Annotated in this window: 11 protein-coding genes and 1 pseudogene; 3 read left to right on the top strand and 9 right to left on the bottom strand. The window is 57.1% G+C overall.

The window, feature by feature from the left end:
- Positions 1–6 precede the first annotated feature (6 nt).
- The 5 genes from ACI77H_RS16335 to ACI77H_RS16315 form a co-directional block, all read right to left on the bottom strand.
- Positions 7–633 carry a TetR family transcriptional regulator gene (locus ACI77H_RS16335; protein WP_407012774.1) on the bottom strand — a complete coding sequence of 209 codons (627 nt, stop codon included), beginning with the start codon at positions 631–633 and terminating at the stop codon, positions 7–9.
- Positions 634–664: 31 nt separating this feature from the next.
- Positions 665–1,888 carry a multidrug effflux MFS transporter gene (locus ACI77H_RS16330; RefSeq protein WP_407012773.1) on the bottom strand — a complete coding sequence of 408 codons (1,224 nt, stop codon included), beginning with the start codon at positions 1,886–1,888 and terminating at the stop codon, positions 665–667.
- Positions 1,889–1,991: 103 nt separating this feature from the next.
- Entirely contained in the window at positions 1,992–2,954 is a 963-nt protein-coding gene (feaR, locus tag ACI77H_RS16325; protein ID WP_407012772.1) for a transcriptional regulator FeaR, read from the bottom strand.
- A gap of 116 nt (positions 2,955–3,070) precedes the next feature.
- A complete protein-coding gene (locus ACI77H_RS16320) occupies positions 3,071–3,691 on the bottom strand; it encodes a DUF3156 family protein (RefSeq protein WP_407012771.1) in 621 nt (206 codons plus the stop codon).
- Positions 3,636–5,135, bottom strand: coding sequence for an APC family permease (locus ACI77H_RS16315; RefSeq protein ID WP_407012770.1), 1,500 nt, complete (start codon positions 5,133–5,135; stop codon positions 3,636–3,638). The genes ACI77H_RS16320 and ACI77H_RS16315 overlap by 56 nt, the downstream gene beginning before the upstream one ends.
- A gap of 301 nt (positions 5,136–5,436) precedes the next feature.
- Here ACI77H_RS16315 and ACI77H_RS16310 point away from each other — a divergent pair, with 301 nt between their 5' ends.
- On the top strand, positions 5,437–6,765 hold the full coding sequence (locus ACI77H_RS16310; protein WP_407012769.1) for a hypothetical protein: 1,329 nt from the start codon (positions 5,437–5,439) through the stop codon (positions 6,763–6,765).
- 39 nt (positions 6,766–6,804) lie between these two features.
- On the opposite strand, the pseudogene ACI77H_RS16305 reads toward ACI77H_RS16310, so the two are convergent.
- Positions 6,805–7,775, bottom strand: a pseudogene (locus ACI77H_RS16305) (methyl-accepting chemotaxis protein).
- 317 nt (positions 7,776–8,092) lie between these two features.
- Here ACI77H_RS16305 and ACI77H_RS16300 point away from each other — a divergent pair.
- A complete protein-coding gene (locus ACI77H_RS16300; RefSeq protein ID WP_407012768.1) occupies positions 8,093–8,293 on the top strand; it encodes a hypothetical protein in 201 nt (66 codons plus the stop codon).
- Positions 8,294–8,618: 325 nt separating this feature from the next.
- On the opposite strand, the gene ACI77H_RS16295 is transcribed toward ACI77H_RS16300, so the two are convergent.
- Both ACI77H_RS16295 and ACI77H_RS16290 read right to left on the bottom strand, forming a co-directional pair.
- Positions 8,619–9,575: a p-hydroxyphenylacetate 3-hydroxylase reductase component gene (locus tag ACI77H_RS16295; protein WP_407012767.1), complete on the bottom strand. Its 957-nt coding sequence runs from the start codon at positions 9,573–9,575 to the stop codon at positions 8,619–8,621.
- Positions 9,576–9,632: 57 nt separating this feature from the next.
- On the bottom strand, positions 9,633–10,802 hold the full coding sequence (locus tag ACI77H_RS16290) for a p-hydroxyphenylacetate 3-hydroxylase oxygenase component (protein WP_407012766.1): 1,170 nt from the start codon (positions 10,800–10,802) through the stop codon (positions 9,633–9,635).
- Between the two features lie 271 nt (positions 10,803–11,073).
- Here ACI77H_RS16290 and ACI77H_RS16285 point away from each other — a divergent pair, with 271 nt between their 5' ends.
- Positions 11,074–12,561 carry an aldehyde dehydrogenase family protein gene (locus tag ACI77H_RS16285; RefSeq protein ID WP_407012765.1) on the top strand — a complete coding sequence of 496 codons (1,488 nt, stop codon included), beginning with the start codon at positions 11,074–11,076 and terminating at the stop codon, positions 12,559–12,561.
- A gap of 307 nt (positions 12,562–12,868) precedes the next feature.
- Here ACI77H_RS16285 and ACI77H_RS16280 read toward each other — a convergent pair whose 3' ends face one another.
- Positions 12,869–13,186, bottom strand: coding sequence for an SDR family NAD(P)-dependent oxidoreductase (locus ACI77H_RS16280; protein WP_407012764.1), 318 nt, complete (start codon positions 13,184–13,186; stop codon positions 12,869–12,871).
- Positions 13,187–13,255: the final 69 nt, after the last annotated feature.

The following is a 13,255-nucleotide window of genomic DNA, read 5'->3' as shown; positions in this document are numbered from 1 at the left end:
CGGCATTTACCGAACGAACCGCACTCCACCACGGCTTGCACCTTCGAGCATCGACAGGGAATCACTGAAGACTCGCGACAAGGCAGCAAGCCGTTTGACGTAACCCTGCGGCGTAGCATAAATAAGCTCCACATGCAGGCTGTCGACGATGCCAAGGTAGGCGTCGCAGAACACCTCAAGCTCGTCAGGTTGCACCGCCGCCGACATGTATTTGCCTTGCGCTGCGCTCTGGAAGTACTGGCGAATCCTTGCCAGATAGGCCTCAAATCCCGTCGTAATGACTGTCCGGATATCCGCTGGCGGAAAGTAGGCCGTGCGCAATAGAAAACGTAGATGCGCCGACACTTCATATCGTCCGATCAACCGCTCAAGATGCAATTGTCCGGGTACCCCCATGTGCCCGGCCTCCTCCTTAAAGCATCTTGCGATGTACTGATGCTCGTGTTCCAGGGCAATCTCGAAGACCGTCTGAAACAGTTCATCCTTGCTGACAAAGTGCGCATAAAGCGACGCCTTGCGCATGCCTGCCCTGACAGCGATTTCGTTCAGGGACGAGGCGTCGTACCCATGATCGGCAAAATGTTCGACCGCGACGAAGCAAATGTTACTGGCCGAAGGGCTGAGCTGTTTCATTACATCGTTTCCCCTGACTCATAAAAAGGACTCAGTGCTCAGTCACACTGTTTGAGGCAGCATCGGCACGTCGCGTGGTGAGCCACGTCAGGCCCCAGACCAACAAGGCCGACAGCACCAGTAACAGCGCCCATTCAACAACACCCCGCTCTACTGCAGCCCCAGCCAATGGCGTGGAGGAAGAGGAAATAACCAACTGAAAGGCACCAAGCAACGCTGCCGTCGAACCCAGCGCACGCTCCTGGGAGGCCATGGCCAGCGACATCAATGTCGTTTCGCAGATGCCTAATCCGAAGAGGCTGAGGCCCATGCCGGCAACCACCCCAATCATGTGTGGCTCGCTCAATGCAAAGACCAGCGTCAACAATGTCCCCATGAGCATGCATCCAGCGCCAAACAGCGCGAGTGTGCTCAGGCCGAATCGACTGACCAAGCGGCCTGCCGTGATGGCGCCGAGCAGGATCGCAATACCCGTGGCGCCGAACACCGAACCAAAGCTCGTTGCCGACAAACCGAAATGGGTTTGATAGACGAACGCCGCGCCGCCAATGTAGGCGAAGAGAAAGAAGAACACCGCCGCCAATGCCAGGGCCGGACGCAGGAAGTTCGGATCTCGTGAGATGTGCGCATAGGTACGTATGATCGCGCGCGGCTGCCATGCAACGCGCTTGTCTGGGGGCAGGGTTTCTTTGAGCGCCAGAAACGAGTTGAGCAATACCGCGGCGCCCAGGACAGCCAGCACCAGCATGATTGCTCGCCACCCGAAATGCACGCTCAGAAAGCCCCCCAAGGCGGGGGCTATCACCGGAGCCAAACCTTCAATAGTCATCAACAAAGCGAAAATCTGCGCGGCTCGTGCACCTTCGGAGACATCGCGAACCATGCTCATGATGACCACCAGCGTCAGGGCGCTGCCCATGCCTTGAATAAAGCGTGCCACCAACAACCACTCCAGGCTCGGAGCGACCGCTGCAAAAAGAGAACTGAGGATGAAGACCAGCAGTCCCGCCAGTAATGGTCGTCGCCTGCCAAGCGTATCGACCACCGGTCCAAATACCAGTTGCCCCGCCCCCATTGCCAGAAGAAACACCGTCAACGTCAGCTGAACGCTCGCATAGGAACTGGCGTACTCACGCGCAATTTCCGGGAGGCTAGCCAGATACATGTCGACGGCTGAAGGGCCGAGGGCGCCGATCACTGCGAGTGAGGCGGCAAACCGCAAGTTGGATCGTGTGCCGCTGGCTGAAAAAGTCATTGCATGTCCTGGCGCTTGAATAACGCTTCCTACCAATAGGTAGGAAGCTGGACAAGCTTATCCAGGGCCTTGGTCAACGTCAATTCATTAATAGGTTAACAATTTACACTGCACCTACGGCTTGCTGCAGATGAGAAGAGCGAAAATCCTTGGGCGACAGGTCGAACTGCTTCTTGAACGATCGGCTGAAATGAGCAGAATCGGTGAAGCCCCACTTATAAGCAATCGACGTGATCGACTCACTCTTCAGGAACGGATTAGTCAAATCATCCGCGCTGCGTTTGAGCCTCGCACGCTGTATGTAACGGCAAACACTGTCGTCTTGCTCTTCAAACAACCGATATAAATGGCGAACCGAGATGTTCAATCGACTGGCCAGCCCAACAGGGCTCAGACCTGGTTGGGTCAATGACTCGTCGATGACTTTCTGGACATAGCTACGCAGATTGTTGCCTTGCAAGGACATGCTGCTGTCACCCGGTGCGTCATTCATTTCGAAGGCTGAACCCAGCAACGAGACAAAAGCCGCTTGCAGAGCTTCACCCTCTCCAATGGAGTCCTGACCGTCCAGCCCCTCCCTGCACAATTGGTCCATCAACACATGCAGCATCCGACCACAGGCCTTGCTTGAAGAAATCTTGCCGAAGGTTTTCGATCCGCTTCCCAGGTGCTTGCACACCTCGTTGCGTGAAAGCGATAGGGAAGCATGTTCAATGAGTCCAAACGGGCTTATCTCGATCGACCCGGTCGAGTCCATGAGCAACATATCGCCTGGGGTTAACTGAATGACCTGGCCGTTTTGGGTGATCTGACAATAGCCACTACGCTGGCTGACAAGGAAGCAATGCTGGTCATTATCGTGATCGGCGTTGGGCCGGTCGCGCTTGATCAAACCTGCATTGGTACGCAGGTTTGCCAGTGACAGACCGCCCCGGGACAACTTGGAAACCTCACCGATGAAAAGCGAACGGTTGAAGGCCAGTTCAGTGTCGAAATGACCACAGGCCGCTCGCAAATCCCGAGCCCAGGTTTCCAATCCATATTGCGCAGACTGATAGGTGCTCATGGCATCTCCACAGTGGCTTCTTGTTTTTGTTGGGCAATAGTTAACATGTTATCTATGTGCGCGCAACAAGTACAGGGTGCCAACTGTGGAGGCACGAATGATGCCAAATGTTAAAATCAGAGCCCGCTCAACACCCGCTGAAAACCCGTCAGAACACTAAGTAGCCCTTCTCGCTGCTCGCCGCTCAAGGCGATGTAACGACGGAAGGCGGGCATCCGGTTGACCACCTCGCTACCGCCCATATGCTCAAGCCGGACGTGCCATGCATGCCCGTTCAAATCGATGCGCAGGCGTTTGAAGTCCAGCTGCATCAGCGATTGATGCAGTGCTTCGTCTTCCTGTAAACAGGCCTGAAGTCTGGCCAACACAGTGGGCTCTCCACTCCGCTGTTTACAGGTCAGCCCTGTGCGTCGAATCGACCCGCTGTGGTGCAGATCGAAGCGAGCATTGCCCTCCTCTGAGGCAGGTACCTTGATCATGAATTCAGTCATGACCAGGTGCATCAGCAATTGCGATTCAGTGCGCTCGACAATCTCGACCTGAAGGTCGATTTCCTCCAGAAAAAGCACTGCCTTGGCCGGGCCTGTTGAAGTAAAACTCGCCCGACCGAGGTTACGCCGCAGGTACTCGAGCGTGACCCCGGGCCGGTAACCGGCCGGGGCACGTTGGGCGCTGAATAACTCAGACAGTTTTTGCAGCACGGTCGAGATAACCGTTGTGATGGTTGCCAGGCTCATTGGAAAACTCCTTGGCCAGGACTTCTTCTACCGAAGCCGGCTTGAATGGATTGACTTTCTGTACCACCAACGTCCAGAACAGTGCATAAGATGCAGTTATCCCGAGCATCACGCCGAAAGGCACATAAATATCAGCAGGATTCATTCCCGGCGGGGTAATGAACCACATGCCCAGCAAGATGCCGACACTGGAAAGAATCTGTGGCAACGGGAAGAATGGCGAGCGATAGGCCCGTGGCAGATCGGGACGACGAATTCGCAGTATGACCACCGACAGCGTCACCAGCAGATAGGCAAAACTCCACGCACACACGGCGGCCAGCACCAGGTGCATGATGTTATCGGTGTTGCCGCCCAACCACAGGGCGTACAGACACGGAATCAGCATCGCCACAAGAATGCACAGCAGCGGCGTCTTGAAACGCGGGTGCAAGTAGGTGAACACCTTAGGCAATGCGCCATCCACCGCCATGCCGTAAAGAATCCTCGGCACACCGGCCATCAGCGTATTGATGGTCGCTGCACCGGCAAACAGAAAGCCGATACCCAGCCACATAGGGCCGACATGCCCCATGACCTGCTCTGCGAACTTCGGAATAGCCATGGGGGTGTCGAGCAGATGCACGCCAGTGGCGGCATCCAAAAGCACGTTTTCGACCTGACGCTTCATCGCTGCGCCATAGATAAACATGCAGGCAGCAACGCTCAACAATCCCAAAATCATTGCCTTGGGCATGGCCTTGGCCGAATTTCGCAGGTCCGGCGCCAACGGGGTGACGAACTCGCAACCGACGAACATGAACATGGCCATGCCCACCAACGATAGAATGGTGATCAGGTCGGTGCCCACCAGTGATACGCCGAACCAGCCATCCAGTTGCACCGCCGGCGCCGCGATCAAACCCAGCACGCCAAACACCATCAACGTGGTCCACATACCGAAGGTCAGAATGATCTCAGCCCTGCCGAAGGCGCTGACGCCAAAGGCATTGAGAATTCCGAACACCACGACGAACCCGACCCCAAGCAACCAGGAACCACCGGCAGACTCTGCCAAGGTGTTGAGGTGCTCGAAGTTCACCAGCGCCATGACCCCGGAAAGAATAGTCTCAGCGGTGCCCGCGAACACATGCACGATCAAGTACGCCGACAATGTGCCAGTGATCGCGAAAAAACGGCCCATACCGCAATTGATGTAGTCGTAGACCGAACCGGTGGTTGGCAGGATCGACGCAGCTTCAGCGAAGGTCGTCGCCTGGGCCAACATCATGACCACCGCAATCAGCATGGCCACCGCGAAAGCACTACCGCCGATACCAAACCCCATGGTTGCGGTGAGAATCACCGGGCTAGCCATGATCAGGCCGATGGTGCTGGCTAACGCGGTCGGAAAACCAACGCTACCCCGTTTCAAATGTTCTGTGAGCCTGTCATTGATCGACATGGTGCGGATCCTCGAAAGCGGATTTCTTAGTGGAGGTATCGAGCCGTTCAAGGAGCCGGCGATGAAGCCTTCCCCAGCCAGTCCCTGATCGAAACGGCATCGTGTGCAGAATCACTTTGCACCCCTCCCGCTCTGATCGTCTTGCCCATGTCTGCCGCCGGTTTTGTTGCTGTCTGCCAAGGTGCACGGCTTGGCTGGCAGGATCAATTCTGTGGCACGCAGGTGAAAGACTTCCCCGCTCCCGGTCATCCTAATGCGCCCTCGACCTATAGGCTGTCCAACAATGCTGGGGAACGTAACAATGGAGAAAACCCTGAAAACACGCTCGCTGTCCAAGGCCGTTGGTCTGGGCATCGCGCTCTTGATCGCCAATTCATCGGCCCAGGCCTACGAGCTTTATGCCGACGATGACAGCCATCTGAATGCTGATTTCCTTTCCGTATACGGGATGTTCAACAGTCGTAACAACTACGATGGTACGTCGGGCGGCTCAACCTGGCGCGAGGGTTTCATCAAGTATGGATTGAGCGGCGATCAAGGCTTGGGCGGTTACGGCACCGGTTATGGCGCGCTCAATTGGGTCAGCTCCGGCACCTGGGGCGACGGCGATGCGGCGGGCAACACCGATGGTTCAGAACGCACGACGAAAATCGAGGACGCCTACCTGGGATGGCGCTCTGCCGACCTGTTCCCGACGCTTGGCAAGGACGGTGTCGATTTTTCCGCCGGTCGCCAGGTGGTCAAGGTCGGCAGAGGTTTCCTTATCAACGACGACGGTCCTAACCTGGGTAAGGGCCCGGCTGACGGCGCGCTGAATCGCGGGGGGGCCTACTACCTGGCGGCACGGCACGCCTTTGATCGTACCGCAGTGCTACGCCTGGGCGGTCAGGATGGCTTGCATGGTTCGGTTCTGTGGCTCAAGTCTGATAACCGTGCCCAGGCTGAAACGGAGCTGGCGGCGGGCACCCTCGATTACACAGCTGAGGCCGGCACGCTGGGGCTGACCTGGGTTCACGGTATTGATGTCACGAACCAGTGGGCCAGCGACTTCCAAAAACAACGCGAAGGCATGGATACTTACAGTCTGCGCGGCGAAGGGAGTGCAGGCATCAAAAACGCCAGTTTCGCTTTCGAATACGCTTGGCAAGACAAGGATGCCGGGCCTGAAAAAGCCTGGTATGCCGAAGCCGGCTACACCTTCGCTGACGTTACCTGGTCACCCAAGCTGACCTACCGTTACACGCGCTATTCGCAAAAATGGGACCCGCTGTTCACGGGGTTAAGCACCGGTTACGGCACCTGGTTCCAAGGTGAAGTTGCCTCCAATTACGCCGGTCCTTTCAATAGCAACACCGGTATCCAGCATGTCGGCCTCAAGGCGACTCCATTGGAGAACTTGACGGTCGGCGCGTTGTACTTCGACTTCAACACTCTGCGTAAAAGCGATGCGCTGAATCTGGATGCCCGTGAACTGGATTTGTATGTCGAATGGGCGGTCAACAGTCACCTGATCATCAGCCCTCTGATCGGCGTTTACCAACCAAAACAGGATGCAACCACAGGTGGAAACCAGGTGGGCGGCAACGGTACCAACGTCTACAGCCAGCTAACGGTGGCCGTGCCCTTCTGACCCCATTCAGGAGCTGCACAGTGCAGCTCCTGAACAGGCTTACTGTTTGTGCTGATGCAACATCGTCTGAATCTGATGAGTAGCCTGGCGGGTATTTTCCGCCAGTTTGCGGACTTCATCGGCCACCACTGAAAACCCGCGCCCGACCTCTCCTGCCCTGGCCGCTTCGATGGCGGCATTCAAGGCCAAGAGGTTGGTCTGGTCGGCGATGCCCTTGATGACGCTTACCACCGTCGCGATCTGGCCATAGGTGGCTTGATTCTGCTCAAGCAGCTGTTGATGAGTTGCTCTGGCTGACTGCTCATCGCTGATGTCGCGTACCGCGCCGATCACGCGCGTCAAACGTCCCTGCTGATCCCGGACCGCTCTACCACGCTCTCTACACCAAATGTAGTCACGCGTCTTATGGCGCATCCGGTATTCAAAGACGTACTCACCACTGCCATGGGTGCGAGAATCTCCCGATCGAAGATCGCCATGATCTTCGGCAGGTCGTCAGGATGGGTGATGTTGACTTGAGTATCCCAGCCGTCGGGCAGCTCAGTTGGGGTATACCCCATGAGGAGGCGGAACTGATTGAAAATCCGCATCTGACTGCCGGGATCCTGAACGTCACCGTTAACCACAGTGATATCCCAGCAGCCTTCGGTCAATGTTGAAAGCAACAGTTCCCAGATCTGCGTCTCCTGTTGATGCTGGCGGGAAAGCAGAGTGTGCTGACTCAACTCGACTTCAAGTGCTTCCTCACGGCGCCGGGCTTGCTCCAGTTGCTGGCGAAACGCTTCAAGTGCCTGCTCGGTGCGCTCCAATCGTGCGGTCTGGTCTCTGGTCAGTTCCTCAGCCAAAAGAAGCCGTTGGGCCGCTTGCGCTCTTTGTTGCGCGAGCTGTTCCAAGCTGGCCTGTAAAGGCGCACAGGCGTCCAGCGCACGTGTCTCAATCGCCTCACCAGCAAGCAATTGCTTCAGGATTGCTGTGAGTTCCTGCATCGGTATTTTTTTCTTGAAGAACATCAGTCTGTCCTTTGCTCATCGAGTCGAAACTCCGGATCTGATAGCAAACCGACGTTGATTGCTTGTACGAGCTTGCTGAGCCGCTTGCCCCTGCCTGCCACACACAAAAAAGCCTCCCTGTAGGGGGCATCGTGCATCTGTAGGATAGCGATCGTCTCTCAACCCGCCGATACTCGCCCTCAGGCCCTGCCCGCGTCCACACGACGTTTCGGTCCTTAATGATTTCGTGACGAAACCAATAAAAATGTCGCACAGAGGTACTTACGAATGGCCCTCATGATCATGGTCACGCTAGCCTCCTGGAGGCGTTTAGCACGATGACACTGGAGCTTCAGCGCCTGGCGCAGAACAAAGACATCGACTGCTCCGCAAAACTGATGAACGCCTCCAACCTGTTAATTGGTGGCGGTCTGGCCATCGGCCCGACAGTGGCTGGCCGGCTGATCGAAGCCAGCGGCAGTTTACAATCGCTGCTGATCGGGGGGGGGGCTGCATCACCTTGCTGTCCCTGGTGTTGATTCTGAGCTGCCGTCTGAGAGGGTGAGTCCCCCTTTCACCCTGAAAAATGGAAAAGACGATGATCCCATGTTGGAGTTTGTGCAGATGCAGCAACCTTAGGAGGCGCTTGCGGCGTTTCAGCGGCGCTTGATCGATGAGTTGGCGAAGCACGCTGAGCCTTAGTCCTGACAATGTTGTGGGTCAGTTCCGGGGCCCGAGCGTGACGCATAAAAAATCCGATGCCATTACAGGCATCGGATTTTTATTTTTAGCGGCCAAAGGTCAAACGCGGGACCTTGATTGATCGGTATTAGCCCTGAGGGGCCTTTATGATTTGAATGGAGGTCAGCAGCGGCCGATCAGTTGCTTCAACACTGTTTTGAAGGTTTCGATCTGTTCTTCGTTGAAGTCGGCGAAAACCTTGTCCTGCTGCTCCCGGGCAATTGCCCAGAGGTCTTCGGTCTGTTCGATACCGGCAGCCGTCAGCCGCACCCGGCTGTCATCGTCATTGACCAAGCCTTTGCGTTTGAGGTTGGCCACCGCCTCATCAATTTCCCGGACCGGCATTGCCACCTCCCGCAACAGATCATTCACGCTCAGGCCGGCGTCACTCTCCAACACCATCAGCATCCTTGCCTCGCTGGTGCGCAGGCCGGTGGACAGTTGCCGTGGCTGGTAGCTGGACTGATAGGCGCGCACCGCCTGGGTCATCAAGTAATACAGGTTATGGCTAAGTCGTCCCTGGAAATGGCTACTCGGCGACTGGCTTTCATCGCGTTGAGTCATGCGGGTATGGGGCAAGACCATAGAGTAAGCGCCCTGGTGATAAAGCAACGGCGAGCGACCGCAATCATCGAAAGCCACTACCTTACCGATCATGATCCAGTGGTCGCCACCGTCCACTTGCTGGTATTTCTCACAGTGAAAACGCGCTGAGCAATCAGCGAATACCGGCGCGCCACCCTCGCCTGGTTCGAACTCGATCTCGGCGAAGCGATCTTCCTTGGGGCGGGCGAAATTGTTGGAGAGGTCGATCTGGTCCGCCGCCAGTACGTTGACCGCGAAATGGCTGGCCTCTTCGAACACCTCGTGGCTGTTGGAACGCTTGTCGATACTCCACAACACCAGCGGTGGATCGAGCGACACCGAGTTGAAACTGTTGGCGGTCACCCCGACCTTGCGCCCGGATGCGGTGGCGGCCGTTACCACGGTCACTCCCGTGGCGAAGTTGCCCAAAGCCCGGCGAAAGGCCCGTGGGTCGAAGATGGTTTCAGTGGCTGCGCGAACGCTGTTATCAGACATGCAAGACTCCCGGACTGCTTCCATGAGCTGTCCTGATTGTTGTTTTGAGAGGCGGGTTCAGATCATGCTCGGATCGGGTTCCAGGCCCATCAGCTCGCGGCCGAGAATCTGCGCACAGACGTCGTAGTCGGTGTAGGCATGGGCACCGGTCATGTGCGAATCGCGGAACAGACGCTGCATCTCGTTGTGCTCGAACCAGGCATTGCCACCGGCGGCCTCGAACAGACGGTCCACGGCCTGGATGCACATTTTGGTGGCATAGGCCTGATTGGTGCGCCAAAACGCCAAGGTCTCGCGAGTGGGATAACGCTGCTGTTCACTGTGCTCGGCGTGTTCCTGCCAGGTCTTCTCGAGAAAGGCTCGGGCCGCGCCCACCTGATGAGTCGACTCGGCCAGACGCATCAACGCCGGGGTCGCGGCACCGACCGCCGCACCGGTGTAAGCACGCACGCGGGTTTTGGTCTTTTCGCGGAATACTTCAAGCATCCTTTCGGCTACGCCCAGGCTCACCGTGGAAAAACCACTGGCGAAGTAAGGACGGTACGGCGAGTAGAATATCTTGCTGTCCGGGTACAGACCGAAACCTGCGGACTTGCCTTCCATCATGTCCTTGGCCTTCTGGATCCGGTGTTCCGGCACCAGCACGTTGTCGATGATCAAGGTCTTGGTGCCGCTGCCTTTCATGCCGGCAGCAAACCAGTCGTCACGGATCTGGTAGTCACCGCGAGGCACGACCGCGAAGCAGTAGTCCTGGGTGCCTTCAGCATTCTTGCGGCGGAAACCGACAATCGCCCACTCGGCGTGATCGCAACCACTGCTCCAGCCCATTTCACCGCTGAACAACACACCGCCGTCGGTCTCCTCGGTGCGGCCAAACGGCGCGATGCTGCTGCTGGCGGTGGCATCTGGATCATCGCCCCAGACTTCCTGCTGCAGTCTGGCCGAGAACATCGCCAGTTGATGGCTGTGCGTACACAGCAGGCTCATTGCCCACGCAGTGCTGGCACAAGAACCGGCGAGCAAGGCAACGCAATCGGCAAATTGCGGCAGCGATATTTCCATGCCTCCGAACTTCTTCGGCTGAAAGGCACGGTGCATGCCGATGCTTTTGAGCAGCGCAATGTTCTCGTCGGGGACCTTGCGGTTTTGCTCTGCCTCAAAGGCATTGGCAGCGATGGTCGGCAGAATGGACTTGAGGTCTTCGAGGAGCGGGTTTGGCTTTTTCATGGACGGCCCTGCTTATTATTGGATGTCCGGTCGCCTCTGCGAGTCGAGGAACGGCAACGGATGCAGGGCCAGTATGCTGCGAGCGATCCCACTGGAAAATGCACCTTCCAGAGCCAAGATTGTACTTTCCATAGGCAACGCCCCTATTCCGGCACTCTAGCGTGATCCATCTGGCAGACACAGACATGGCATTCGGCAGCCACAGTCAAGCCGACGCAGCCACCTTTGATTAACCTCGGGCTTTTCTCTTGTTCGCGACCAGGAAAACCCCATGAGCGATATTGCGCTGCTGCCTCAAGTTGAAGCCTTCCTCCGTCGAAGCCATGCATTGTTTATCGACGGTGGCTACGTCCAGAGCCATTCCAGCCAGACGTTGGAAGTGATCAATCCCGCCACCGGCCAGGTCATTGCTCGAGTCGCCGACGCTGATCCAGTCGATATCGATGCGGCAGTGGAGTCGGCTAACCGCGGCTTCAAGCATTGGTCCCAGGTCGCACCGGCGATTCGCGGCAACGTGCTGCTGAAACTGGCAGACCTGCTGGAGCAACACCGCGAAGAACTGGCGCAGATCGAAACCTGCCAATCAGGCAAAATCATCCAGATTTCCCGTGCCTTTGAAGTCGACCAGGCTGCGCATTTTTTGCGTTACTACGCTGGTTGGGCGACCAAGATAAGCGGTCAGACTATCACCCCGTCACTGCCCTCCTTCGCTGGCGAACGCTATACCGCCTTCACCCTGCGCGAACCCGTTGGGGTGGTCGTCGGCATCGTGCCATGGAATTTCTCGACCATGATCGCCATCTGGAAACTCGCCTCGGCACTGGTGACCGGCTGCAGCATCATCATCAAACCCAGCGAGTTCACTCCGCTAACCATCCTGCGGATCGCCGAGCTGGCCATTGAAGCCGGCCTTCCGTCCGGCGTGCTCAACGTACTGACTGGCGGTGGTCTGGTGGGCAAGGGCCTGATCGAGCATCCAGGTACGGACAAGGTTTCGTTCACCGGTTCGGTGCCGACCGGTATTGCCGTCGGCCGTAGTGCCATGGGTGCCGGCCTGACCCGCGCGACCCTGGAGCTGGGCGGCAAAAACTGCGCGGGCTTCCTGCGCGATGTCGATCTGGACAAGGCCGTCAACGGCATCATCGAAGCCGGTTTCCTGCATTCCGGACAAATCTGCGCCGCTGCCGAACGCTTCTTTGTCCATCGCTCGCAGATCGATCCGGTCATGGACAAACTGGCCCAACGCCTGAGCAAACTGAACATCGGCTCGCCGCTGGATGAGCGCACCGAATTCGGTCCGGTTACCAACCGCCAGCATCAGCTTAAACTCGGTGAGTTTTTCGCCAAGGCCCGTGCAGAAAACAACACCATCATTTACGGTGGCAACCTGATCGACCGCCCGGGCTGCTACGTAGAGCCAACGGTGATCCTCGCCAACACCATCAACGACACGTTGCTCAACGAGGAGACATTCGGCCCGATTGCTACCTTCTTCCCTTACGACACCGAAGAAGAACTGCTGGAGTTGATGAACAACACACCTTATGGCTTGAGCGCCAGCCTATGGACCAACGACCTGAGCAAGGCCCTGCGCATGGTGCCCGCCATTGAGGCCGGAACTGTATGGGTGAACATGCACACGATGCTCGATCCAGCAGTGCCCTTCGGCGGCAATAAGTCTTCGGGGGTGGGCCGCGAGTTTGGCGGGGCGTTTATCGATGACTACACCGAGCTGAAGTCGGTGATGATCCGCTACTGACGCGCGGCGAAGGACCAGGTTCAGCGGGCTCATCCTCTTCTACGACCGGGGGAATGCGCGCGCTGCCAACCCGTATGTTTCGATTGCCAACTCTCCATCGGTACAGCCTCAAAAAAACGCATGGATCTGAGTCCATGCGTTTTTTCTGGCACCTGAGTTCACGGCGTAGGCGCTGATAACGCCTTTGCTTTTCCACTGGCTAACAAAGGTTTCCTGGAGCTTTATCGCCTTTCCCGCGCTGCCGAGCGAGACACTCGAGGTATCACAGAGTACAAAATTCACCAATAGTCTCAAAGCCAATCCACTGTCATCGACATGAGCGCACAAGCCCTGAAAGTGGCGCTGCAACAATACATCGACCATCGTCTGGCAAAGCACAGATGAATACGATTTCTTCCGCCTGGGTCGCGGACTGCGCGGAGATCGACGAGGTGCAAACAATGCTGCCCGCGCCGTTGGCAATCATTTGTGGAAGTACCGCTTGAGTCACCAGGTACATGCTCTTGACGTTGACCGCCATGAGCCAGTCCCACTCGTGCTCCTGCACCTCCAGAAACGGCCTCACGATCAAAGTGCCGGCGTGATTGAAAAGCACATCCGCCGGGCCAAACTCAGCCAGTCCCACCGGCCAGACGGCCCTTAAGAATCACAGTGGCCCAGTCCAATGCCAGCGGCAAATGTCGGGGCGGTTATG

Source organism: Pseudomonas sp. O230, assembly GCF_045447035.1.
Lineage (GTDB): Bacteria > Pseudomonadota > Gammaproteobacteria > Pseudomonadales > Pseudomonadaceae > Aquipseudomonas.
The sequence above is the reverse complement of the archived record's forward strand: the minus strand, read 5'-3'. Positions and strand labels throughout refer to the sequence as shown.